21 protein-coding genes and 1 riboswitch are annotated in these 22,539 nt (G+C 71.2%); of the genes, 17 read left to right on the plus strand and 4 right to left on the minus strand.

Features of this window, described 5'->3' with window-relative positions; genetic code table 11:
* The first annotated feature begins 3 nt into the window (after positions 1–3).
* The 15 genes from ABZ939_RS09640 to ABZ939_RS09710 all read left to right on the plus strand — a co-directional run bounded on the left by ABZ939_RS09640 (position 4) and on the right by ABZ939_RS09710 (position 16,168).
* Positions 4–882 carry a glycosyltransferase gene (locus tag ABZ939_RS09640; RefSeq protein ID WP_361851315.1) on the plus strand — a complete coding sequence of 293 codons (879 nt, stop codon included), beginning with the start codon at positions 4–6 and terminating at the stop codon, positions 880–882.
* Between the two features lie 50 nt (positions 883–932).
* The gene (locus ABZ939_RS09645) at positions 933–1,862 is read left to right on the plus strand and encodes an ABC transporter permease (RefSeq protein ID WP_361851113.1); all 930 of its coding nucleotides are present in this window, start codon (positions 933–935) and stop codon (positions 1,860–1,862) included.
* The gene (locus ABZ939_RS09650; protein WP_361851115.1) at positions 1,855–2,640 is read left to right on the plus strand and encodes an ABC transporter ATP-binding protein; all 786 of its coding nucleotides are present in this window, start codon (positions 1,855–1,857) and stop codon (positions 2,638–2,640) included. The genes ABZ939_RS09645 and ABZ939_RS09650 overlap by 8 nt, the downstream gene beginning before the upstream one ends.
* Before the next feature lie 116 nt (positions 2,641–2,756).
* Positions 2,757–3,410, plus strand: coding sequence for a TetR/AcrR family transcriptional regulator (locus tag ABZ939_RS09655; RefSeq protein WP_361851116.1), 654 nt, complete (start codon positions 2,757–2,759; stop codon positions 3,408–3,410).
* 315 nt (positions 3,411–3,725) lie between these two features.
* The gene (gene hpnC, locus ABZ939_RS09660) at positions 3,726–4,643 is read left to right on the plus strand and encodes a squalene synthase HpnC (protein ID WP_361851118.1); all 918 of its coding nucleotides are present in this window, start codon (positions 3,726–3,728) and stop codon (positions 4,641–4,643) included.
* Positions 4,640–5,590, plus strand: a complete 951-nt coding sequence (gene hpnD, locus ABZ939_RS09665; RefSeq protein WP_361851120.1) for a presqualene diphosphate synthase HpnD — start codon at positions 4,640–4,642, stop codon at positions 5,588–5,590. The genes hpnC and hpnD overlap by 4 nt, the downstream gene beginning before the upstream one ends.
* 82 nt (positions 5,591–5,672) lie before the next feature.
* Positions 5,673–7,058, plus strand: a complete 1,386-nt coding sequence (gene hpnE, locus ABZ939_RS09670; RefSeq protein ID WP_361851122.1) for a hydroxysqualene dehydroxylase HpnE — start codon at positions 5,673–5,675, stop codon at positions 7,056–7,058.
* On the plus strand, positions 7,055–8,155 hold the full coding sequence (locus ABZ939_RS09675; RefSeq protein ID WP_361851124.1) for a polyprenyl synthetase family protein: 1,101 nt from the start codon (positions 7,055–7,057) through the stop codon (positions 8,153–8,155). The genes hpnE and ABZ939_RS09675 overlap by 4 nt, the downstream gene beginning before the upstream one ends.
* 107 nt (positions 8,156–8,262) lie before the next feature.
* The gene (shc, locus tag ABZ939_RS09680; RefSeq protein WP_361851126.1) at positions 8,263–10,257 is read left to right on the plus strand and encodes a squalene--hopene cyclase; all 1,995 of its coding nucleotides are present in this window, start codon (positions 8,263–8,265) and stop codon (positions 10,255–10,257) included.
* On the plus strand, positions 10,257–10,913 hold the full coding sequence (locus ABZ939_RS09685) for a 1-hydroxy-2-methyl-2-butenyl 4-diphosphate reductase (protein WP_361851128.1): 657 nt from the start codon (positions 10,257–10,259) through the stop codon (positions 10,911–10,913). The genes shc and ABZ939_RS09685 overlap by 1 nt, the downstream gene beginning before the upstream one ends.
* Positions 10,914–10,920: 7 nt before the next feature.
* Positions 10,921–11,943, plus strand: a complete 1,023-nt coding sequence (gene hpnH / locus ABZ939_RS09690) for an adenosyl-hopene transferase HpnH (RefSeq protein WP_361851130.1) — start codon at positions 10,921–10,923, stop codon at positions 11,941–11,943.
* 81 nt (positions 11,944–12,024) lie between these two features.
* Positions 12,025–13,905 carry a 1-deoxy-D-xylulose-5-phosphate synthase gene (dxs, locus tag ABZ939_RS09695; RefSeq protein WP_361851132.1) on the plus strand — a complete coding sequence of 627 codons (1,881 nt, stop codon included), beginning with the start codon at positions 12,025–12,027 and terminating at the stop codon, positions 13,903–13,905.
* A complete protein-coding gene (locus tag ABZ939_RS09700; RefSeq protein WP_361851134.1) occupies positions 13,902–15,287 on the plus strand; it encodes an aspartate aminotransferase family protein in 1,386 nt (461 codons plus the stop codon). The genes dxs and ABZ939_RS09700 overlap by 4 nt, the downstream gene beginning before the upstream one ends.
* A gap of 75 nt (positions 15,288–15,362) precedes the next feature.
* Positions 15,363–15,992 (plus strand): XRE family transcriptional regulator, encoded by a 630-nt coding sequence (locus ABZ939_RS09705; protein WP_361851136.1) that lies wholly within the window; start codon positions 15,363–15,365, stop codon positions 15,990–15,992.
* Between the two features lie 20 nt (positions 15,993–16,012).
* Positions 16,013–16,168 (plus strand): DUF6126 family protein, encoded by a 156-nt coding sequence (locus ABZ939_RS09710; RefSeq protein WP_361851138.1) that lies wholly within the window; start codon positions 16,013–16,015, stop codon positions 16,166–16,168.
* A 15-nt stretch (positions 16,169–16,183) separates the two neighbouring features.
* Here the strand turns inward: ABZ939_RS09710 and ABZ939_RS09715 are convergent, their stop codons facing one another.
* Positions 16,184–16,996, minus strand: coding sequence for a tyrosine-protein phosphatase (locus ABZ939_RS09715; protein ID WP_361851140.1), 813 nt, complete (start codon positions 16,994–16,996; stop codon positions 16,184–16,186).
* Between the two features lie 350 nt (positions 16,997–17,346).
* Positions 17,347–17,535, plus strand: a riboswitch (cyclic di-AMP (ydaO/yuaA leader).
* A 4-nt stretch (positions 17,536–17,539) separates the two neighbouring features.
* On the opposite strand from ABZ939_RS09715, the gene ABZ939_RS09720 reads away from it, so the two are divergent.
* Positions 17,540–18,523: a LysM peptidoglycan-binding domain-containing M23 family metallopeptidase gene (locus ABZ939_RS09720; RefSeq protein ID WP_361851142.1), complete on the plus strand. Its 984-nt coding sequence runs from the start codon at positions 17,540–17,542 to the stop codon at positions 18,521–18,523.
* A gap of 188 nt (positions 18,524–18,711) precedes the next feature.
* Positions 18,712–19,479, plus strand: coding sequence for an SGNH/GDSL hydrolase family protein (locus tag ABZ939_RS09725; protein WP_361851143.1), 768 nt, complete (start codon positions 18,712–18,714; stop codon positions 19,477–19,479).
* Here ABZ939_RS09725 and ABZ939_RS09730 read toward each other — a convergent pair.
* From ABZ939_RS09730 to ABZ939_RS09740, 3 genes are read right to left on the minus strand one after another with little or no spacing between them, the layout of a single operon-like run.
* Positions 19,466–20,368, minus strand: coding sequence for an STM4011 family radical SAM protein (locus ABZ939_RS09730; protein ID WP_361851145.1), 903 nt, complete (start codon positions 20,366–20,368; stop codon positions 19,466–19,468). The two genes, ABZ939_RS09725 and ABZ939_RS09730, sit on opposite strands and share 14 nt — an antisense overlap.
* 12 nt (positions 20,369–20,380) lie before the next feature.
* Positions 20,381–21,712, minus strand: a complete 1,332-nt coding sequence (locus tag ABZ939_RS09735; RefSeq protein WP_361851146.1) for an STM4012 family radical SAM protein — start codon at positions 21,710–21,712, stop codon at positions 20,381–20,383.
* Complete coding sequence (locus ABZ939_RS09740; RefSeq protein ID WP_361851317.1) at positions 21,709–22,530, minus strand: STM4013/SEN3800 family hydrolase; 822 nt, start codon at positions 22,528–22,530, stop codon at positions 21,709–21,711. The genes ABZ939_RS09735 and ABZ939_RS09740 overlap by 4 nt, the downstream gene beginning before the upstream one ends.
* Positions 22,531–22,539: the final 9 nt, after the last annotated feature.

Raw genomic sequence — 22,539 nt, forward strand, 5'->3', positions numbered from 1 at the left:
CCGATGAAGCTGGGCGCCGTCATCATCACCATGGGCAACCGCCCCGACGATCTGCGCGCGCTCCTCGACTCGGTCGCCAAGCAGGACGGCGACCCGATCGAGGTCGTCGTGGTCGGCAACGGCGCCCCCGTGACGGGTGTGCCCGACGGTGTCCACACCATCGACCTGCCCGAGAACCTGGGCATCCCCGGCGGCCGCAACGTCGGCATCGACGCCTTCGGCCCCGGTGGGCCCTGCGGCCCCGTCGACGCCCTGCTCTTCCTGGACGACGACGGGCTGCTCGCCCACACGGACACCGCCGAGCTCGTCCGCCAGGCGTTCACCGCCGATCCGCGGCTGGGCATCATCAGCTTCCGGATCGCGGACCCCGAGACGGGCCTCACTCAGCGCCGGCACGTGCCGCGGCTGCGCGCGGCGGACCCGATGCGGTCCTCGCGCGTGACCACCTTCCTCGGCGGCGCCAACGCCGTCCGTACGAAGGTGCTCACCGAAGTCGGCGGTCTGCCGGGCGAGTTCTTCTACGCCCACGAGGAGACCGATCTCGCCTGGCGGGCGCTCGACGCCGACTGGATGATCGACTACCGTTCCGACATGGTGCTGCTGCACCCCACCACACCTCCCTCCCGGCACGCGTCGTACCACTTCAACGTGGCCCGCAACCGGGTGTGGCTGGCCCGTCGCAATCTGCCCGCTCCCCTGGTTCCGGTCTATCTCGGTGTCTGGCTGCTGCTGACTCTCGCGCGGCGCCCCTCCGTCCCCGCCCTCAAGGCGTGGATCGGCGGATTCCGGGAAGGCTGGGCCACTCCCTGCGGACCGCGACGGCCCATGAAATGGCGTACGGTGTGGCGGCTGACCCGACTGGGACGCCCGCCCGTCGTGTGACAACGTGGTACCCGACTTGCCGCGCATCTTGGATACGAAAGTTTCGACTTGTGAGTGACACAACCCACGACGGTGCGGTCGCGACGAGCGCCCCGCCTTCCGCCGATGACGGCCTCACCCCGGCCGAACTGGCCAGGAAGTACGGTCTCTCGGTCAGTGGCGCCCGGCCCGGGCTCTTCGCGTACGTCCGCCAGCTGTGGGGCCGGCGCCACTTCATCCTGGCGTTCTCCCAGGCCAAGCTGACCGCGCAGTACAGCCAGGCCAAGCTCGGCCAGCTGTGGCAGGTGGCGACCCCGCTGCTGAACGCGATGGTCTACTACCTGATCTTCGGGTTGATCCTGGGCGCCGGTCAGGGGATGACCACCGAGGTGTACATCCCCTTCCTGGTGACGGGGATCTTCGTGTTCACCTTCACACAGAGCTCGGTGATGGCGGGCGTCCGGGCGATCTCCGGCAACCTCGGACTGGTCCGGGCGCTGCACTTCCCTCGCGCCACGCTGCCCATCTCGTTCGCTCTCCAGCAGCTCCAGCAGCTGCTGTTCTCCATGATCGTGCTCGCGGCCGTCGCGATCGCGTTCGGCAGCTACCCGTCGCTGAGCTGGCTGCTCCTGGTCCCGGCCCTGCTCCTGCAGTTCGTGTTCAACGTCGGCCTGGCCATGATCATGGCGCGGATGGGTGCCAAGACGCCCGACCTCGCCCAGCTGATGCCGTTCGTGATGCGCACGTGGATGTACGCGTCCGGCGTGATGTTCTCGATCCCGGTGATGCTGGCCGACAAGCCGGCCTGGATCGCCGACGTCCTCATGTACAACCCGGCGGCCCTCTACATGGACCTCATCCGGTTCGCCCTGATCGACGGCTACGGATCGGCGAACCTGCCGTCGCACGTCTGGATGGCCGCCCTGGGCTGGGCCCTGGTCATCGGCGCCGGGGGCTTCGTCTACTTCTGGAAGGCCGAGGAGAGGTACGGCCGTGGCTGATTCCACTCAGGGACGCGTTCCCACCGTCATCGCCGACGAGGTCCACATCGTCTACCGGGTCCACACCGGTGGCGGCGGCAAGGGCAGCGCCACGGCGGCGCTCAGCCGGATCATCGGCCGCGGAAAGGCCGAGGTCTCCCGCGGCGTCCGCAAGGTGCACGCCGTGCGCGGCGTCTCCTTCACCGCGTACCGCGGCGAGGCCATCGGCCTCATCGGCAGCAACGGCTCCGGCAAGTCGACGCTGCTGCGCGCCATCGCGGGACTGCTCCCCACGGAGAGCGGCAAGGTCTACACCGACGGCCAGCCCTCGCTCCTCGGCGTCAACGCGGCGCTGATGAACGACCTCACCGGTGAGCGCAACGTGATTCTCGGCGGCCTTGCCATGGGAATGAGCAAGGAAGAGATCCGCGAGCGCTACGAGGGGATCGTCGACTTCTCGGGCATCAACGAGAAGGGCGACTTCATCAGCCTGCCGATGCGCACGTACTCCTCCGGCATGGGCGCCCGGCTCCGCTTCGCCATCGCGGCCGCCAAGAACCACGACGTGCTGATGATCGACGAGGCGCTGGCGACCGGTGACCGCCGGTTCCAGATCCGCTCCGAGGAGCGGATCCGCGAGCTCCGCAAGGAGGCCGGCACGGTCTTCCTGGTCAGTCACAGCAACAAGTCGATCAGGGACACCTGCGACCGGGTGCTGTGGCTGGAGAAGGGCGAGCTCCTGATGGACGGGCCCACGGACGAGGTCATCAAGGCGTACGAGCGCGAGACCGGGAAGTAGTCCCGCCCCGCCTCACGAGGCCCCCGCCGAACCGGCGGGGGCCTTCGCGTTCTCCGCGGCGCGGCGTGCCCCTCGCCTGGAATGTTCATGCGGTCAACATCGGGCAGGATGAGCGCATGGCAGCGATCTCGGGGGGAAAGTCCTACCACCACGGCGACCTGCGCAACGCGCTGATCTGCGCCGCCGTCGACCTGGCCACCGAAGGAGGGCCCGACCGCGTCGTCCTGCGCGAGGCGGCCCGCCGGGTCGGGGTCTCACCCACCGCCGCCTACCGGCACTTCGACGGCCGCGGCGCGCTGCTCAGGGCCGTCAAGATCCACGCCCAGCGCGCGCTCGCCGACTCCATGGAGCGCGCCGCCGACCGGGCCCCCGGGGCCGACGACGAGACCGTCGCCGCGGAGCTGCGACTCGCCGCACTCGGCCGCGGCTACGTCGGCTTCGCCCTGGAGCAGCCCGGCCTCTACCGTGCGGCGTTCTGCACCCCCCGCCCGGCCTGCGGCGAGGAGTGGACGCCGACCGGGCGTCCGTCCGAGCCTGAACCCGAGATCCGGGCGTTCACGCTGCTCACGGACGCGCTGCACGCCCTGGCCCGGGTCGGCCGCATCCCGCGCCAGGCGCGCCCGGCCGCCGAGGCCGCCGCGTGGTCGGCCGTGCACGGACTGTCACTCCTCCTGCTCGACGGCCCGCTGCGCCGTCTCCCGGAGCGGCGGCGCGCGGACGTCGTCGAGTCCACCCTCGCCATGGTCGTCTCCGGCGCCCGCGCCGACTGAACGTCAAGAAGCCGTGAACTTCCGTGCCGCGCGGGATGGTTGGCGCGCCCGGTGATGTTTTCGCAATGCGGCGCGCACCCCGACGAGGCGGCGGGCGTTGTACAACGTAAGCTGTACCGGTGCTGATTCGTGGCAAGTGGGGCGATACCCCCTAGGCGTCCCGGCCGTCAGGCGGCGAGCCCTCTGGGGAGGCCCGGTGGCGTGTCCGAAATAGGATGGATTGGATCGGCAGTGTAGAACAGGAGATGTGACGGCCATGACGCAAAATCTCCAGCTCCACGAGGGTGTCGCCGTCCCCGCGTCGGGCAGCCCCCAGTGACGGGAATCCGGCAGGTGCGCCCCGACGCCTCATCGCGCACCACGCTCGACAAGGCCGCGGACGAGAACTTCCCCGTGGCCCCCTTCTTCCTGCCGCGCGCCTGGCGCGACGACCTCATGGCCGTCTACGGCTACGCCCGCCTCGTCGACGACATCGGCGACGGCGATCTCGCACCCGGCGGAGCCGACGCCCGCCACCTCGGCGTCCCCCCGGAGCGGGCCGAGGACCGGCTCGCGATGCTGGACGCCTTCGAGGCCGATCTGACGCGGGTCTTCGACTCGAACCCGCGCCACCCCCTGCTGCGGGCCCTCCAGCCGACGGTACGGCGCCGCGGGCTCACCCCCGAGCCGTTCCTCGGCCTGATCGAGGCCAACCGCCAGGACCAGCTGGTGCGCCGCTACGAGACCTACGACGACCTCCTCGCGTACTGCGAACTCTCCGCGAACCCCGTCGGCCGGCTCGTCCTCGGGATCACCGGGACCGCCACCCCCGAGCGCATCCGCCGCTCCGACGCGATCTGCACCGCGCTGCAGATCGTCGAGCACCTCCAGGACGTCGCCGAGGACCTCGGCCGCGACCGGATCTACCTGCCCGCCGAGGACATGAAGGCCTTCCACGTCACGGAGGACGACCTCGCCCGGCCCACCGCCGGAGCGTCGGTCCGTGCGCTGATCGCCTTCGAGGCGCAGCGCGCCCGCGAGCTGCTGCACGACGGCACCCCGCTGGTGGGCAGCGTCCACGGCAGGCTGCGTCTGCTGCTCGCCGGTTTCACCGCCGGCGGGCTCGCCGCGCTCGACGCGATCGCCGCCGCCGGAGGCGGGTACGACGTACTGCCGAAGCCGCCCAAGCCCACCAAGCCGAGTCTGATGCGCGAAGCGGGAGCGGTCCTGCTCAGAGCGCGGAGAGAGGGGTGAGCCGGACCGTGGAGGTACAGACGGAGACGTCCGCGCCGGTACAGGCCGCGTACAGCTACTGCGAGGCCGTCACCGGCCACCAGGCACGCAACTTCGCCTACGGCATCCGACTCCTGCCGACGGAGAAGCGGCAGGCCATGTCGGCGCTGTACGCGTTCTCGCGTCGGGTCGACGACATCGGCGACGGTGCCCTCGCGCCCGAGGCGAAGCGGGACCGGCTGGAATCCACCCGCGCCCTCCTGGATCGGATCCGGCGGAACGAGGTGGACGAGGACGACACCGACCCCGTCGCCGTGGCCCTCGCCGACGCCTCCCACCGCTTCCCCATCCCGCTCGGCGGCCTCGACGAACTCATCGACGGGGTCCTGATGGACGTCCGCGGCGAGACGTACGAGACCTGGGACGACCTCAAGGTCTACTGCCGGTGTGTCGCGGGCGCCATCGGACGGCTCTCCCTCGGGGTGTTCGGCACCCAGCCCGGCGCGCAGGGGGCGGAGCGCGCCCCCGAGTACGCCGACACACTCGGACTCGCCCTGCAGCTGACCAACATCCTCCGGGACGTCCGCGAGGACGCCGGGAGCGGGCGCACGTACCTTCCCGCCGACGACCTGGCCAAGTTCGGCTGCGGCGACGGCTTCGAGAAGGAGACCCCGCCCGAGGGGGCCGACTTCACCGGACTCGTGCACTTCGAGGTCCGGCGCGCCCGCGCCCTGTTCGCCGAGGGCTACCGGCTCCTCCCCATGCTCGACCGGCGCAGCGGCGCCTGCGTCGCCGCCATGGCCGGGATCTACCGGCGTCTGCTCGACCGGATCGAACGCGACCCCGAGGCGGTGCTGCGCGGCCGCGTCTCGCTGCCCGGCCGGGAGAAGGCGTACGTCGCCGTGCGCGGCCTCTCCGGTCTCGACACCCGCCATATCTCCCGACGGACCGTCAGGAGGCGCGCGTGATGCGCCCGTACGCCGCCCGGCACCGGGCAACCCCCCGCCGCACCGCGGCGTCCCTCACTTCGACGGCCCGACGGGAGGCGGTATGAGCCAGGAGGAGACGGCCTCGCACGCCGTCGTGATCGGCGGCGGGCTCGCCGGGATCACCACCGCGCTGCAGCTTGCCGACGCCGGGCTGGAGGTGACGCTGCTCGAAGGGCGGCCGCGGCTCGGCGGCCTCGCGTTCTCGTTCCAACGCGGCGAACTCACCGTCGACAACGGACAACACGTCTATCTGCGCTGCTGCACCGCCTACCGCTGGTTCCTCGACCGCGTCGACGGCGCCCGCCTCGCGCCCCTGCAGAACCGGCTCGACGTGCCCGTCCTCGACGTCGGCCACCCCCGCGGCCCCCGCCTCGGACGGCTGCGCCGGACCGCCCTGCCCGTACCGCTGCACCTCGCCAAGAGCCTGGCGACCTATCCGCACCTCTCCCTCGTGGAGCGCGCGAGCGTCGGGCGCGCCGCGCTGGCGCTCAAGGCGCTCGACCCCGCCGACCCGGCGCTCGACGGCATCGACTTCGCCACCTGGCTCGGCCGCCACGGCCAGTCCCCGCGCGCCGTCGAGGCCCTGTGGGACCTGGTCGGCGTCGCCACCCTCAACGCCACCGCGCCGCACGCCTCCATGGGCCTGGCCGCGATGGTCTTCAAGACCGGCCTGCTCTCCGAGCCGGGCGCCGCGGACATCGGCTGGGCGCACGTGCCCCTCGGCGAGCTCCACGACACCCTGGCCCGCAAGGCCCTCGACTCCCTCGGCGTACGCACCGAACTGCGGACCAAGGCCACACGGATCTCCCGTACCGACGACGGACGGTGGAACGTCGACGTACCGGGGGAGACCATCGAGGCGGACACCGTCGTGCTCGCCGTGCCGCAGCGCGAGACCCGCGAGCTGCTGCCCGAGGGCGCCCTCGACGACCCCGACCGGCTGCTCGACATCGGCACGGCACCCATCCTCAACGTGCACGTCGTCTACGACCGCAAGGTGCTGAGGCAGCCGTTCTTCACCGCGCTCGGCTCCCCGGTGCAGTGGGTCTTCGACCGCACCGACTCCTCCGGTCTCAAGGGTGGCGGTCAGTACCTGGCCATCTCCCAGTCCGCCGCCCAGGAGGAGATCGACGCGCCGGTCTCGGTGCTCCGCGAGCGCTACCTCCCGGAGCTGGAGCGGCTGCTGCCCGCGGCCCGCGGCGCCGGGATCCGGGACTTCTTCGTCACCCGGGAGCGGACGGCGACGTTCGCCCCCACACCGGGCGTCGGCCGGCTCCGTCCCGCCGCCCGCACCCGCGCGCCCGGCCTCTACCTGGCCGGCGCGTGGACCGCCACCGGCTGGCCCGCGACGATGGAGGGCGCCGTACGCAGCGGCTTCAGCGCCGCGGGCGCCGCGCTCTCCGGCCTCGGCCGCCGCCATGAACACCCGCTGCAGGAGGCGGTATGAGTGTGAGTACTGGAACAAGAGGAGAGACCGTGCCGACTGTGCCCCCGGTGAATCCGGCCGTCGACACCGCGGACGTGACCGCTCTGCTGGAGCGTGGGCGGACCCTGTCCACCCCCGTCCTGCGGGCGGCCGTCGACCGGCTCGCACCGCCCATGGACACCGTGGCCGCCTACCACTTCGGGTGGATCGACGCCCAGGGCAACCCCACGGACGCCGACAGCGGAAAGGCGGTGCGTCCCGCGCTCGCGCTGATCTCCGCCGAGGCCGCCGGAGCCGCCCCCGAGGTCGGCATCCCCGGCGCGGTCGCCGTGGAGCTCGTCCACAACTTCTCGCTGCTGCACGACGACCTGATGGACGGCGACGAGCAGCGCCGCCACCGCGACACCGTCTGGAAGGTGCACGGCCCCGCCCAGGCGATCCTCGTCGGCGACGCCCTCTTCGCGCTCGCCAACGAGCTGCTGCTCGAACTCGGCACCGTCGAGGCCGGCCGCGCCACCCGCCGGCTGACCACCGCCACCCGCAAGCTCATCGACGGGCAGGCCCAGGACATCTCCTACGAGCACCGCGAGCGGGTCACCGTCGAGGAGTGCCTGGAGATGGAGGGCAACAAGACCGGCGCCCTGCTCGCCTGCGCCGTCTCCATCGGCGCGGTCCTCGGCGGCGCCGACGACCGCACGGCGGACAAGCTGGAGGAGTACGGCTACCACCTCGGCCTCGCCTTCCAGGCCGTCGACGACCTGCTCGGCATCTGGGGCGACCCCGAGGCCACCGGCAAGCAGACCTGGAGCGACCTGCGCCAGCGCAAGAAGTCCCTGCCCGTCGTCGCCGCCCTGGCGGCCGGCGGCCCGGCGTCCGAGAAGCTCGGCGAACTCCTCGCCGCCGACGCCAAGAGCAGCGACTTCGACTCCTTCTCCGAGCAGGAGTTCGCCACCCGCGCGGCCCTCATCGAGGAGGCCGGCGGCCGCGAGTGGACCTCCCAGGAGGCCCGCCGCCAGCACACCATCGCCATCCAGGCCCTGCACGAGGTGGACATGCCCGAGCGGGTCAGGGCGCAGCTCACCGCGCTCGCCGACTTCGTCGTCGTACGGAAGAGATGATCACCATCACCCTGATATGAGTGCGCAGTCGCCGGCCGGTGCCACGGGGCATCGGCCGACGGCAGACCCGAGGAAGCAGAAGTATTCGACTGCACGAAGGGGAAGCCATGACAGCGACGACCGACGGAAGCGCCGGGGCCGTGGGACCCCGGGCGGCCGCGGCCAGCGACACCACCGACATCACGGCCGCCGCGCCCGCGGCGGCCGGCCTCACAGAGATCGCGGCCCGGGCCGCGGCACGCTCCGTCGAGCATCTGCTCGGCCGCCAGGACGCCGAAGGCTGGTGGAAGGGCGACCTGGAGACCAACGTCACCATGGACGCCGAAGACCTCCTGCTGCGCCAGTTCCTCGGCATCCAGGACGCGGAGACCACACGCGCCGCCGCCCTCTTCATCCGGGGCGAGCAGCGCGAGGACGGCAGCTGGGCGACCTTCTACGGCGGACCCGGCGAACTCTCCACCACCATCGAGGCGTACGTGGCGCTGCGTCTCGCCGGGGACCTGCCCGAGGACCCGCACATGGCCCGCGCCGCCGCCTGGATCCGGGACCGCGGCGGCATCGCCTCCGCCCGTGTCTTCACCCGGATCTGGCTCGCCCTCTTCGGCTGGTGGAAGTGGGACGACCTGCCCGAGCTGCCACCCGAGCTGATCTTCCTGCCGAAGTGGTTCCCGCTCAACATCTACGACTTCGGCTGCTGGGCCCGGCAGACCATCGTGCCGCTCACCGTGGTCTCCGCGAAGCGGCCGGTGCGGCCCGCGCCCTTCCCGCTGGACGAGCTGCACACCGATCCGGCCCGGCCGAATCCGGTGAAGCCACCGGCGCCCGCGGCCAGTTGGGACGGAGCCTTCCAGCGGCTCGACAAGGCGATGCACCTGTACCACAAGGTCGCCCCCCGCCGGCTGCGCAAGGCGGCCATGAACGTCGCCGCCCGCTGGATCGTCGAACGCCAGGAGAACGACGGCTGCTGGGGCGGCATCCAGCCCCCGGCCGTCTACTCGGTGATCGCCCTGCATCTGCTCGGCTACGACCTGGGGCATCCGGTCATGCGGGCCGGACTCGAGTCCCTCGACCGCTTCGCCGTCTGGCGCGAGGACGGTTCACGCATGATCGAGGCCTGCCAGTCGCCCGTCTGGGACACCTGTCTCGCCACCATCGCCCTGGCCGATGCCGGCCTGCCGGCCGACCACCCGGCCCTCGTGAAGGCCGCCGACTGGATGCTCGGCGAGGAGATCGTCAAGCCCGGCGACTGGGCCGTGCGCCGGCCCGGACTTCCGCCGGGCGGCTGGGCGTTCGAGTTCCACAACGACAACTACCCGGACATCGACGACACCGCCGAGGTCATCCTCGCGCTGCGCCGCGTCAAGCACCACGACCCCGCCCGGGTCGAGGCCGCCATCGCCCGCGGCGCCCGCTGGAGCCTCGGCATGCAGTCGAAGAACGGGGCCTGGGCCGCCTTCGACGCGGACAACACCAGCCCCTTCCCCAACCGGCTGCCGTTCTGCGACTTCGGCGAGGTCATCGACCCCCCCTCGGCCGACGTCACCGCCCATGTGGTGGAGATGCTGGCCTACGAGGGCAAGGCCCACCACCCCCGTACGCGCAGGGGAATCGAGTGGTTGCTCGCCGAACAGGAGCCGAACGGCGCCTGGTTCGGCCGCTGGGGGGTCAACTACGTGTACGGGACGGGCTCGGTGGTCCCCGCACTGACCGCTGCCGGGCTGCCCCGCTCCCATCCCGCGATCCTCCGTGCCGTCGCCTGGCTGGAGTCCGTACAGAACGAGGACGGCGGCTGGGGCGAGGACCTGCGCTCGTACAAGGAGCAGCCCTGGATCGGGCACGGTGCCTCGACCGCCTCGCAGACCGCCTGGGCGCTGCTCGCGCTGCTCGCCGCCGGCGGGCGCGAGTCCAAGGCGGTGGAGCGGGGCGTCGCCTGGCTCGCCGAGACGCAACGCGCGGACGGCTCCTGGGACGAGCCGTACTTCACCGGCACCGGATTCCCCTGGGACTTCTCCATCAACTACCACCTCTACCGGCAGGTGTTCCCGCTCACGGCGCTCGGGCGCTATGTGAACGGCGAACCGGCCGTCTCCAGGGAGGGGTGATGGCCGAGGAACCGGGGCCTTCGTCCGCCGGCGCGGCGCCGCTGCTGATCGCGTGCGCGCTCGGGATCGAGCAGCTCGCCCTGCGCAGCGGTGAGCGGGGCGGCGCGTCCGGTCCGTTCACCGTGGTGCGCACGGGCATGGGACCGGACCGCGCCCGCCGCGCCGTGTCCCGGGCGCTCGACCGGGAGCCCTGGCGGGACGCCGTCGTCATCGCCTCGGGCTTCTGCGCCGGACTCGCTCCCGGGATGCATCCCGGGGACCTGATCGTCGCCGACGAGACCCGGGGCCCCGACGGCGCCACCCCCTGCACCGGGACCGAACCGCTGGTGAAGGCCCTGACCCGGGCGCTGCCCGGGAGGACCGTCCACACCGGCCCGCTGACCGGCTCGGGCCACGTCGTGCGCGGCCACGAGCGGGCCGAGCTGCGGGCCACGGGTGCCATCGCGGTGGACATGGAGTCCGCCGCCACGCTCGGTACGGCGCTCGCCGCCGGTCCCCGCCCGGTTGCGGCCGTACGGGTGGTCGTGGACGCTCCAGAACATGAACTGGTCCGGATTGGCACGGTACGCGGTGGAATATCGGCTTTCCGTGTTCTTCGTGCCGTCCTTCCCGCATTCTTCGAATGGCACCGTTCTTTGCTGCTCCCCAGGAGGTGAGCGAGTTATGGCCATGCCGCTCCGTCAGTCCATCCGGGTCGGGACCTATCTCATCGAACAGAAGCTCCGCAAGCGGGACAAGTTCCCGCTGATCGTCGAACTGGAGCCGCTGTTCGCCTGCAACCTCAAGTGCGAGGGCTGCGGAAAGATCCAGCACCCGGCGGGTGTGCTCAAGCAGCGGATGCCGGTCGCCCAGGCCGTCGGCGCGGTCCTGGAGTCCGGGGCGCCGATGGTCTCCATCGCGGGCGGCGAGCCCTTGATGCATCCTCAGATCGACGAGATCGTGCGCCAGTTGGTGGCGAAGAAGAAGTACGTCTTCCTCTGCACCAACGCGATGCTGATGCGCAAGAAGCTGGAGAACTTCACCCCCTCCCCGTACTTCGCGTTCGCGGTGCACATCGACGGGCTGCGTGAGCGGCACGACGAATCCGTGGCGAAGGAGGGCGTGTTCGACGAGGCGGTGGCGGCGATCAAGGAGGCCAAGCGACGCGGCTTCCGGGTCACCACCAACTCGACCTTCTTCAACACCGACACCCCGCAGACCATCATCGAGGTGCTCAACTACCTCAACGACGACCTCCAGGTCGACGAGATGATGATCTCGCCCGCGTACGCCTACGAGAAGGCCCCCGACCAGGAGCACTTCCTCGGCGTCGAGCAGACCCGGGAGCTGTTCAAGAAGGCCTTCGCCGGCGGCAACCGCAGCCGGTGGCGGCTGAACCACTCGCCGCTCTTCCTGGACTTCCTGGAGGGCAAGGCCGACTTCCCCTGCACCGCGTGGGCGATCCCGAACTACTCGCTGTTCGGCTGGCAGCGCCCCTGCTACCTGATGAGCGACGGCTACGTCCCCACGTACCGGGAGCTCATCGAGGAGACCGACTGGGACAAGTACGGCCGCGGCAAGGACCCGCGCTGCGCCAACTGCATGGCGCACTGCGGATACGAGCCGACCGCCGTCCTCGCCACCATGGGCTCGCTCAAGGAGTCGCTGCGGGCGGCCCGCGAGACCGTCTCCGGCAACCGGGGGTGAACAGAGGCGCTCGGGGAGCCCTGCCAGGGCTCCCCGAGCGCGCAGCCGGACGCCGGGTCCACGGGCCGAAGGGGGCCGAGCATGACGATTCTGGAGTACATCCGGGGGCCGCGCGACCTCCGGCCGCTCAGCGGAGCCGAACTCGACGAACTGGCCGAGGAGATCAGACAGTTCCTCATCCGAGCCGTCGCCAGGACCGGTGGCCATCTCGGCCCCAACCTCGGCGTGGTGGAGCTGACCCTCGCCCTGCACCGGGTCTTCGACTCGCCCGACGACCGCATCCTCTGGGACACCGGGCACCAGAGCTACGTCCACAAGCTGATCACCGGCCGCCAGGACTTCTCCAAGCTGCGCAGCAAGGGCGGACTCTCCGGCTACCCCTCCCGCGAGGAGTCGGAGCACGACGTCATCGAGAACTCACACGCCTCCACCGTCCTCGGCTGGGCCGACGGTCTGGCCAAGGCCAACGAGGTGTCCGGCCGCCTCGACCACGTGGTCGCCGTCATCGGCGACGGAGCCCTCACGGGCGGCATGGCCTGGGAGGCGCTGAACAACATCGCCGCCGCCAAGGACCGCCCGCTGGTCATCGTCGTCAACGACAACGAGCGCTCCTACGCGCCCACGATCGGCGGCCTCGCCAACCACCTGGCCACGCTCCGTACCACCGACGGCTACGAGCGCTTCCTCGCCTGGGGCAAGGACGTCCTCCAGCACACACCGGTCATCGGACAGCCTCTGTACGGGTCGCTGCACGGCGCCAAGAAGGGGTTCAAGGAAGCGTTCGCGCCCCAGGGCCTCTTCGAGGACCTCGGGCTGAAGTACGTCGGACCCGTCGACGGCCACGACATCGGAGCTGTCGAGTCCGCCCTGACACGCGCCAAGCGCTTCGGCGGCCCGGTGCTCGTCCACTGCCTCACCGAGAAGGGCCGCGGCTACGGCCCGGCGCTGGACGACGAGGCCGACCGTTTCCACGCCGTCGGCGCCATGGACCCGCTCACCTGCGAGCCGCTGACCCCGGCCGGCGGCCCGTCCTGGACCTCCGTCTTCGGTGACGCGATCGCCGAGATCGGGGCCGAGCGGCCGGACGTCGTCGCGATCACCGCCGCCATGCTGCACCCCGTCGGCCTGACGAAGTTCGCCGAGCGCTTCCCCGACCGCGTCTGGGACGTCGGCATCGCCGAGCAGCACGCCGTCGTCTCCGCCGCGGGCCTCGCGGCCGGTGGGCTCCACCCGGTCGTCGCCGTCTACGCGACCTTCCTCAACCGCGCCTTCGACCAGCTGCTCATGGACGTGGCCCTGCACAAGTGCGGTGTCACCTTCGTCCTGGACCGGGCCGGCGTCACCGGCACCGACGGCGCCTCCCACAACGGCATGTGGGACATGTCGATCCTCCAGGTCGTGCCCGGGCTGCGGCTCGCCGCGCCGCGCGACGCCGAGCAGCTGCGGGCCCAGCTGCGCGAGGCCGTCGAGGTCGACGACGCCCCGACCGTGCTGCGGTTCCCCAAGGAGACCGTGGGCGAGCCGGTCCCGGCCGTGGGACGGATCGGCTCCATGGATCTGCTCCTCCCCTCGGCGCCGGACGCGGAGGTGCTGCTGGTCGCCGTCGGCGTGATGGCCGAGGCCTGCCTCCAGGCGGCCGATCTGCTGGCCGGGCGCGGCATCCGGTGCACCGTCGTCGACCCGCGCTGGGTCAAGCCCGTCGACGAGGCCCTCGGCCCGCTCGCCGAGCGGCACCGCCTCGTCGCGGTCGTCGAGGACAACAGCCGCACGGGCGGCGTCGGCGCGGCCGTCGGCCAGGCCCTGCGCGACGCGGGCGTCGACGTACCCCTGCGGACGTACGGGATCCCCGAGCAGTTCCTCGCGCACGCCAAGCGCGGCGAGGTGCTCGCCGATCTGGGGCTCACCCCGGTGGAGATCGCCGGAGACATCAGCGCGGCACTGACCCGGAAGAAGGGGCGATGACCAAGGAGTTCGACCTCGCGGCGCTGCTCGCCGAACGCGGCGCCGAGCGCTACGAGCTGCACAGCCGGTACCTCAACCACCAGCTCCCGCGGATGCTGCACACGATCGGCTTCGACAAGGTCTACGAGCGGGCAGAGGGCGCCCACTTCTGGGACGCCGACGGCGGTGACCACCTCGACATGCTCGCCGGCTTCGGCGTCATGGGGCTCGGCCGGCACCACCCGGTGGTCCGCAAGGCCCTCCACGACGTCCTGGACGCCTCTCTCGCCGACCTCACCCGCTTCGACTGCCAGCCCCTGCCCGGGCTGCTCGCCGAGAAGCTGCTCGCCCACAGCCCGCACCTCGACCGCGTCTTCTTCGGCAACAGCGGTACGGAGGCGGTGGAGACCGCGCTGAAGTTCGCCCGGTACGCCACCGGGAAGCCGAGGGTCCTGTACTGCACCCACGCCTTCCACGGCCTCACCACCGGTTCCCTCTCGGTCAACGGCGAGAACGGCTTCCGGGACGGCTTCGCCCCGCTGCTGCCCGACACCGCGATCGAGCTGGGTGACCTGGACGCCCTGGAGCGGGAGCTCCGCAAGGGGGACGTGGCCGCGTTCGTCGTCGAGCCCATCCAGGGCAAGGGGGTGCACGAGGCGCCGCCCGGCTTCCTGCGCGCCGCCCAGGAGCTGCTGCACGCGCGCGGGGCGCTGCTGATCGCCGACGAGGTGCAGACGGGGCTCGGCAGGACCGGGGACTTCTACGCCTACCAGCACGAGGACGGTGTCGAACCGGACCTGGTCTGTGTCGCCAAGGCGCTCTCCGGCGGCTATGTGCCGGTCGGCGCGACCCTCGGCAAGGACTGGATCTTCAAGAAGGTCTACTCGAGCATGGACCGGGTCCTCGTCCACTCGGCCAGCTTCGGTTCCAACGCACAGGCCATGGCCGCCGGGCTCGCCGTGCTCTCGGTCATGGAGAGCGAGGGGACGGTGGCGCACGTGCGCCGGGTGGGCGGGCTGCTGTCCGCGCGTCTGAAGGAGCTCGTCCCGCGCTACGAGCTGCTGAAGGAGATCCGCGGGCGCGGGCTGATGATCGGGATCGAGTTCGGGCGGCCGTCCTCGCTCGGCCTGCGGAGCCGGTGGACGATGCTGCAGGCCGCCCGCAAGGGGCTCTTCGCCCAGATGGTCGTCGTGCCGCTGCTCCAGCGGCACCGGATCCTCACCCAGGTGTCGGGGGACCATCTGGAGGTGATCAAGCTGATTCCGCCGCTGATCATCGACGACGCGGACGTGGACCGCTTCGTGACCGCGTTCACGGCCGTGATGGACGATGCCCATGGTGGAGGCGGACTGATGTGGGACTTCGGGAAGACGCTGGTCAAGCAGGCGGTGGCGCAGCGCTGAGGGCGTGACGCGGGAGAGTTTTGCCTCTGGGGCAAGAAATTTGCCTCAGAGGAAAGATCCTGGCGGAATGGGGGCATGGAGCACTTCCCCGGGGAGCAGTCCCCGGACCCTGCCGCACCGGACGTCCTGACGGACGTCGCGCCCCAGCTGCGCGCCCTGCGCCGGCGCCGTGGGCTGACCCTGGAGGCCGCGGCCCTGCGGGCCGGTCTCTCCCCGGCGCATCTCTCCCGGCTCGAGACGGGCCGCCGGCAGCCCTCGCTGCCCATGCTGCTCGCCCTGGCCCGTATCTACGGTACGACGGTCTCCGAGCTCCTGGGCGAGGTTCCGCCCGAGCGTGACCCGATCGTCCGGGCGGGCCGGTCCGAGCCCGTCGAGGCCGACGGCTGGATCTACCGCCAGGCCGGCGGCCCCGGCCGCGCCCTGCAGGCGCTTCGTGTCCACGTGCCGTACGCCACCCGGGCCGACATCGTGCGCGTCCATCCCGGGGAGGAGTGGCTCCATGTGCTCGACGGACGGGTGCGGCTCGCGCTCGGCGACGCCGTGCACGTACTCGACCCGGGAGACAGCGCGCACTTCGACTCGCTCACCCCGCACCGCATCGGCGCCGCCGACCGCGACGGGGCCGAGCTGCTCTTCGTCCACACGCTGATGCAGAGCCCCGCCGCCGAGCTGTGCCTCGGTGACGGAGCCCCCCATCTGCGCTGAGCCCTTCGGAAGGGGCAGATATGTCCGAGAAGTCCGCATCGATCACCGGCGAGGAGCGCGGCGAGGGCAAGTTCCCCAAGGGGCTCGTGCTCCGGCTCTTCGCCTATCTGGTGGCCGGGCACCTCTTCGCCGGGTTCCTCTACCTGCTGTTCATGCTCGGCGGGCAGAACCAGTAGCGGAGGGGGGAGGGGTCACCCCACGACGACGAGCCGCTCGCGCAGCCGCTCCCGGGTCTCGGGGCTGATCTTCAGGCCGTCCGAGAGGTAGCTCTCGACCGTGCCCCAGGTCTGCTCCATCGTCTCGAACGCCGCCCGCAGGTACTCCAGACGCGCATCGAAGAGCGGGCTGAGCAGCTCCATCACCTCGGGCGACATGGCGTCCGCGGCGGTGGAGCTGCGGCGCACCTTGTACCGGCGGTGCGGATCGTTCGACTTCACATAGTCGGCCTCGATCGCCTCGCGCTCGACGCCCACCGCGAGCAGCGAGATGGCTATGGACAGTCCGGCCCGGTCCTTGCCCGCCGCGCAGTGCATCAGCGCGGGGATGCTGTCCTCGGCCATCGCGTGCAGGATCCGGCTGTGCTCCGCCGTCCGCTCGACAATCATCTTCCGGTACGAATCGGACATTCGACCGGCCGCCTTGCCGTCACCCAGGGCGGCGCGGAGCTGCTCCAGCTCGCCGGTGCTGACCAGCTTCCAGAACTCCTTGCCGTCGGCCGGGTCGTTGAGCGGGATGTTCACATTCCGTACGCCGGGAAGTTCGACGTCCGCGCCCTCGACCTTCCGGTCCGCGTGATTGCGGAAATCGAAGATCGTGTGCAGCCCGAGGGTGGAGAGGAAGGCCGCGTCCTCCTCGGTGGCGTGCGCGAGGTGGCCGCTGCGGAAGAGGCGTCCGAACCGCACCGAACCACCGTCCACGGTCGGCAGGCCGCCCACGTCCCGGAAGTTGCGTACCCCGGCGAGCTCGGGTTCGGTCGACGGGACCTGCGGCAGCTGCTGCGTCACGAGTGCTCCTGAAGGTTGGCGGGTCGAGATCGGTTCCTGGGGCAATCATCCCGGGTGGGCTCGGCTCCGCATACCCCCGGGGCATGGGAATGGGTGTTCTGTCCGAATTGGGCCCTTAGGTATAACGCGCCCTGTTAATAGGGGAGATGGGCTTCGGTGCGTGAGCAGCGTCATAAAAGTGACGGACCGTGCCTGATCGTTCCGGGCAATCTCCTTACCGGAAAGGGGCATCGAGGTTCCGTCATCCACGGAGGGTGACCGGAATTCGGCGCGAATATCACGGCCGTGAATGCGAATGAAAAATGGCGGCTTGTTCGCCTCGACCCCGCTCGTCTACGGTCACCGTCAATCCGGTCGGACCGCCGAATCCTGCCACCGTCCGGAATCCGCACCCACCCACGTATGGCAGGAGCGGGGGACCCAGGTAAGTACGCCGAACCGGTAGATCCGGACGGCTCGGGGTGAAGTCGCGTGAGAACGCGGCCGGACATCTCCAGTCCGAACCCGACAGCTCACCTCGCAGGCGACGGAGAGGAATTCGCCATGCCCGCGAAGGGTAAGCATCGCCGTCCCAAGGTCAACCCGATCACGCGCGGATTCGTCGCCGCCGGCGCCGGTGGCGCCGTCGTCGCCCTGCCGCTCCTCGGTGCGACCGGAGCCCACGCCGCCGACAAGGGCGCCCCGGTCGTGACGCCCGAGCAGGCCGTTGCCGCCGTCGCCGCGGCTCCGGCCGCCGCCCCTGCCGCCGCGCCCGCCGCGAAGCCGAAGACGTACTCCGTCGTCCCCGGTGACTACCTGTCCAAGATCGCGGCCGAGCATCACCTGGCCGGCGGTTGGAAGAAGCTCTACGAGGACAACCGTCAGGTCGTCGGCGAGAACCCCTCGCTGATCTTCCCCGGCATGAAGCTCACCCTCGGCGCCAAGTCGACCGCCAAGGCGACCCCGAAGGCCACGGCCCCCAAGGCCGCCCCCAAGGCCGCCCCGAAGGCCGCGCCCAAGGCCGCTCCGAAGAAGGCCGAGAAGTCCTCCGCCAGTGCCGCCGAGTCGCGCAGCTCGCGCTCCACCGAGCGCAGCACGGTGGAATCCGCCCCCGCGCAGGCCGCCCCCGCGCAGGCCTCGTCCTCCGGCTGGGTCGCCCCTGTCGGCGGCGGTGTCTCCACCCCGTACCGCGCCTCCGGCTCCATGTGGTCCTCCGGTTACCACACCGGCGTCGACTTCATCGCCTCCTCCGGCACCTCGGTCAAGGCCGTCGGCGCGGGCACGGTCCACTCCGCCGGGTGGAGCGGCGCGTACGGCAACGAGGTCGTCATCCAGCACGCCGACGGCACGTACTCCCAGTACGCCCACCTCTCCTCCCTCTCCGTCTCCGCCGGTCAGACCGTCTCCGGCGGTCAGCAGATCGGCCTCTCCGGCTCGACCGGCAACTCCAGCGGTCCGCACCTGCACTTCGAGATCCGCACCGGACCGAGCTACGGCTCGGACATCGACCCGCTGGCCTACCTGCGCTCGCACGGCGTCGGCATCTGACGCACGCTCAGCACCCCGAAGGGGCCCGGCACCTGTGCCGGGCCCCTTCGGGCTTTCCGTATTCCGGCTTGGCAGAATCTTGAACGGTGGCGTATCTCACCAGGCGTCAACCCCTCCTTACGGTCGCGTAGGTCACACATGTAAGGGAAAGATGAGCTCCCGTGGCAGACGATTCGAGATCAAGAGACATGCACGTATTCGGGTCGTACGCGGCGATCGGTGACAGCTTCACCGAGGGCGTCGGAGACCCGGGGCCCGACGGGAAGTTCCTCGGCTGGGCGGACCGCTTCGCGGTGCTGCTCGCCGACCAGCTGCCGGAGCACGACGCATTCCGTTACGCCAACCTGGCCGTACGCGGCCGCCTCCTCGACCAGATCGTGGAGGAACAGGTGCCCCGCGCGAAGGAACTCGCCCCCGACCTGGTGAGCTTCTGCGCGGGCGGCAACGACATCATCCGCCCCGGCAGCGACCCCGACGACGTCGCCGAGCGCTTCGAGCGGGCCGTCGCCGAGCTGACCTCGGCCGTCGGCACGGTCATGGTGACGACCGGCTTCGACACCCGCGACGTACCCGTGCTGCGCCACCTGCGCGGCAAGATCGCCACCTACACGGCCCATGTCCGGGCCATCGCGGACCGCTACGGCTGCCCGGTCCTGGACCTGTGGTCGCTCAAGTCCGTGCAGGACAGGCGGGCTTGGGACGACGACCGGCTGCACCTCTCGCCCGAGGGTCACACCAGGGTCGCGCTGCGTGCCGCCCAGGTCCTCGGCATGGACGTGCCCGCCGACCCGGACCAGCCCTGGCCGCCGCTGCCGCCGAGGAACACGCTGGACGTGCGGCGCGACGACATCCACTGGGCCAAGGAGTACCTGGTGCCGTGGATCGGGCGACGGCTGCGGGGCGAGAGCTCGGGCGACCACGTGGAGGCGAAGCGCCCGGACCTCATGCCCCTCTGAGCACGACGGGGATCGATACGGGGTTCGGTGCGGGTTCGGGTGCGGGGATCCGTTCGGGGATCCGCTCCAGGACACCGCCGGCGAACACGTCGTACAGCGGCAGCGTCTCCAGATGGACGTAGCCGATGTGGCAGTCGCAGACGGCGAGGGGGCAGGCGCGCGGACGCAGGGCGGCACGGTATGAACCGTCGTAGAGCCGACCCAGCTCCGCCCTGACGAAATGGCAGCGCCGTACCGTTCCGTCGCCGTCGACGGAGATCACCGACTCGCCGGTCCGGCAGGGGAGACCGGCCGAGCGGTGCGGATGGCGGCTGTACGGGAAGAGGGGGTCGAGGGCCGTCCAGCCCTCGGCCTCCTCGTCGGTGTACGTGTGCCCTTCGGCCGCGTTCACCCAGAGGTAGACCTGGGGCGGGAGCTCGGCCCGCAGTCGCCGGGCGTGCTCCCGGTGCTCCGGCAGGCCGACGATCCCGACGCTGAAACGCGTGCCCCGGCGGGCCAACTCGTGGCACTTGGCGAGGAATCGGTCGTACGGCGTCTGCCCCGGGTGGTACGTGCACCAGAGCGCGAGGGTCGTGGGGTCGGCCTCGGCCAGCCAGTCGGTGCGGCAGCTCAGATTGGTCTGGATCGCCACCCGCTCGATGTGCGGGAGGTGTGACAGCTCGGTGAGGGCACGCCGGTACCAGGACCGGACCAGGCCCTCGCCCCACGGGGTGAAGAGAATCCTCAGCCGGTCGCCGGTCTGCGCGGCCGCCCAGGCGGAGAACCGTTCCAGTGCGGCCCGGTCGGCGCGCAACTGCTCGCGGCTGTCGCGGCGCTTGGCGAAGGGGCAGTAAGGACAGTCGTAGTCGCAGGAGGCGAGCGGGCCCCGGTAGAGGATCGTCAGGTCCATGCCGTCACCCCGCTACTTCGGCTCGTAGGCAGCCATCGCCGCCCGGACGGCCGGGGAGAACAGTGCGGGACCGAGCGCGTCCGAGTGGGCCAGGCCCTCGGGGGAGAGCCGCAGCAGGCCGGCGGGGGCCGTCGGATCAAGCCAGCCGAGCGCCTCGAACCGGCCCAGTTCGACAGGGAAGTCCACGAACGGCGAGGAGCCGAAGCGCTCTTCGTACCCGGCCGTCGACATGCCCCCGGCCTGGAGGAGGGACTGGAGCAGATGGCGGCGGCGGGCCTCGTCCGCGTCGACCCACCGGCCCACCTGGGCCCGCGTGAAGTCATCCGTCCCGGTGTAGGTGTCGATGATCGAGCGGACCTCCCTCATGTCGACGGCGTAGTCGAAGGAGTAGTGCAGCGAGGAGGTGTACGAGCGGGCCCCGCAGCCCAGGCCGATCATCCCGTCGGTCTGGCAGGCGTAGTCGTCGGCCCCCTGCGGCGGGGCGTCCGCGCGCCGGAACATCCGCATCGACACCTGCTCGTAGCCCCGGGCGAGCAGATGGTCCCGGCCGTGGCGGTAGAGCCGCAACCGCTGCTCGTCCCAGTCCCGGTCCGCGGTGGGCGAGAGCCGGCCGAGACCGGTGAGCGGGCGGATGTAGAGGGGATAGAGATAGAGCTCCTCGGGCGCCCAGGCGAGCGCCGCGTCGAGGGAGTGGGTCCAGGTGCGCTCGGTCTGGCCGTCGATCCCGTAGATCAGGTCGATGTTGAGGACGGGGACGCCGGTGTCCCGGATACGGGCGAGCGCGGCCTCGACATCGGCGCGGCGCTGGGGGCGTACGGCGGCTCGGGCCTCGGCCTCGACGAAGCTCTGCACACCGATGCTGAGCCGCGTGGCGCCCCGCTCGGCCAGCACCGCGAGCCGGTCGGCGGTCGCCGTCGAGGGGGAGGTCTCCACGGAGAGCGGGACGGCCCGCAGGTCCGCTCCCATCCGCTTCTCCGCGATGTCGCAGAGCCGTGTCAGCTCGTCGGCGGTGAGGAACGTGGGCGTGCCGCCGCCGAAGGCGGCCGTGGCGAAGTGGACCGGTCCGGCGTCGCCGAGCGCCTCCCGCACCGCTGTCGCCTGGCGGTCGAGCGCGTCGAGATAGCGGGTGGTCAGCTCGTCCGGGGCGCCGATCCGGGTGAAGAGATTGCAGAAGCCGCAGCGGACCTCGCAGAACGGTATGTGCGCGTAGAGGGAGAGCGTGTCCTTCGGCTCGCCCGCCCACAGCGCCGCGAGATCGGGCGCGGGGTCGGGGAGCTGCCGGTACGCGGTCTTGTGCGGGTAGGCGTAGACATAGCTCTGGTACGGGCGTGGCACCTCGGTCATGCGACCGCCTCCCGCTCCGGGCCGGCCAGGACGAAGTGCGCGTACGGAACGGTCCACACGACCTCGTGGCCGAGCCGGTGACCGGTGAAGCCGTCCTCCCCGTACGCCGTACCGTGGTCGGAGCAGACGATCGCGAAACAGTTCCGGCGCCTGCTCATGGCGGCGAAGAGGCGGCCGATGTGCCGGTCGACGTACTCCAGTGCCGCCGCGTGCGTGGCCCGGCTGTCCCCGGCCTCCCGGGTCGCGCCGGGCAGATGGAACCAGTTGGGCTGGTGCAGCGCGGAGACGTTGACGAAGAGGAAGAGCCGCTGCTCGTGCGGGAGCGAGGCGACGATCTCCTCGGCGCGGGTCACCTGGGACTCGAAGGAGGTGGGGGACGTGACGCCGAAGCCCGGTTCCCAGTGGCTCTCCTGGAAGAGGCCCGGCAGGACGGAGCCGAGGGGCGCCTGGTTGTTGAAGAAGCCGACCCCGCCGATGCACGCCGTGCGGTAGCCCTCCTTCGCCAGAGCGGAGACGAGATCGGGGGTGTCGTGGACGAAGGTGCCGTCCGCGGTGGTCTCGCTGCCCGCGAACCGTGCGGCGAAGAGCCGCGGGTGCGGGCCGGGGGTGGCCGGGGTCGGCAGGAAGCCCGCGAAGATCGCCTGGTGGGAGGCGTAGGTGAAGCTGCCGGGGGCATGCCGGCGCTCCCAGCGGCCGCCGGGGAGGTGCCGGGCCAGGTGGGGGATGCGGCCGGCGGCGGCGAGCTCCGCCGCCACGTCGTACCGGAGGGTGTCGAGCGTGACAAGGAGGAGATCGTGGCTGCCCACGATCTCGTTCATGTCGGGTGC

Origin of the sequence: Streptomyces sp. NPDC046712 (assembly GCF_040645695.1) — a bacterium.
In the GTDB taxonomy this organism is placed as follows: Bacteria; Actinomycetota; Actinomycetes; order Streptomycetales; family Streptomycetaceae; genus Streptomyces.

Excerpts from the sequence above, each read along its gene's own strand:
- ABZ939_RS09640 (WP_361851315.1), top strand. The coding sequence starts at position 4 with ATGAAGCTGGGCGCCGTCATCATCACCATGGGCAACCGCCCCGACGAT.
- ABZ939_RS09655 (WP_361851116.1), top strand. The coding sequence starts at position 2,757 with ATGGCAGCGATCTCGGGGGGAAAGTCCTACCACCACGGCGACCTGCGC.
- hpnE (WP_361851122.1), top strand. The coding sequence starts at position 5,673 with ATGAGCCAGGAGGAGACGGCCTCGCACGCCGTCGTGATCGGCGGCGGG.
- ABZ939_RS09675 (WP_361851124.1), top strand. The coding sequence starts at position 7,055 with ATGAGTGTGAGTACTGGAACAAGAGGAGAGACCGTGCCGACTGTGCCC.
- shc (WP_361851126.1), top strand. The coding sequence starts at position 8,263 with ATGACAGCGACGACCGACGGAAGCGCCGGGGCCGTGGGACCCCGGGCG.
- ABZ939_RS09685 (WP_361851128.1), top strand. The coding sequence starts at position 10,257 with ATGGCCGAGGAACCGGGGCCTTCGTCCGCCGGCGCGGCGCCGCTGCTG.
- hpnH (WP_361851130.1), top strand. The coding sequence starts at position 10,921 with ATGGCCATGCCGCTCCGTCAGTCCATCCGGGTCGGGACCTATCTCATC.
- dxs (WP_361851132.1), top strand. The coding sequence starts at position 12,025 with ATGACGATTCTGGAGTACATCCGGGGGCCGCGCGACCTCCGGCCGCTC.
- ABZ939_RS09700 (WP_361851134.1), top strand. The coding sequence starts at position 13,902 with ATGACCAAGGAGTTCGACCTCGCGGCGCTGCTCGCCGAACGCGGCGCC.
- ABZ939_RS09705 (WP_361851136.1), top strand. The coding sequence starts at position 15,363 with ATGGAGCACTTCCCCGGGGAGCAGTCCCCGGACCCTGCCGCACCGGAC.
- ABZ939_RS09710 (WP_361851138.1), top strand. The coding sequence starts at position 16,013 with ATGTCCGAGAAGTCCGCATCGATCACCGGCGAGGAGCGCGGCGAGGGC.
- ABZ939_RS09720 (WP_361851142.1), top strand. The coding sequence starts at position 17,540 with ATGCCCGCGAAGGGTAAGCATCGCCGTCCCAAGGTCAACCCGATCACG.
- ABZ939_RS09725 (WP_361851143.1), top strand. The coding sequence starts at position 18,712 with ATGCACGTATTCGGGTCGTACGCGGCGATCGGTGACAGCTTCACCGAG.
- ABZ939_RS09730 (WP_361851145.1), bottom strand. The coding sequence starts at position 20,368 with ATGGACCTGACGATCCTCTACCGGGGCCCGCTCGCCTCCTGCGACTAC.
- ABZ939_RS09735 (WP_361851146.1), bottom strand. The coding sequence starts at position 21,712 with ATGACCGAGGTGCCACGCCCGTACCAGAGCTATGTCTACGCCTACCCG.
- ABZ939_RS09740 (WP_361851317.1), bottom strand. The coding sequence starts at position 22,530 with ATGAACGAGATCGTGGGCAGCCACGATCTCCTCCTTGTCACGCTCGAC.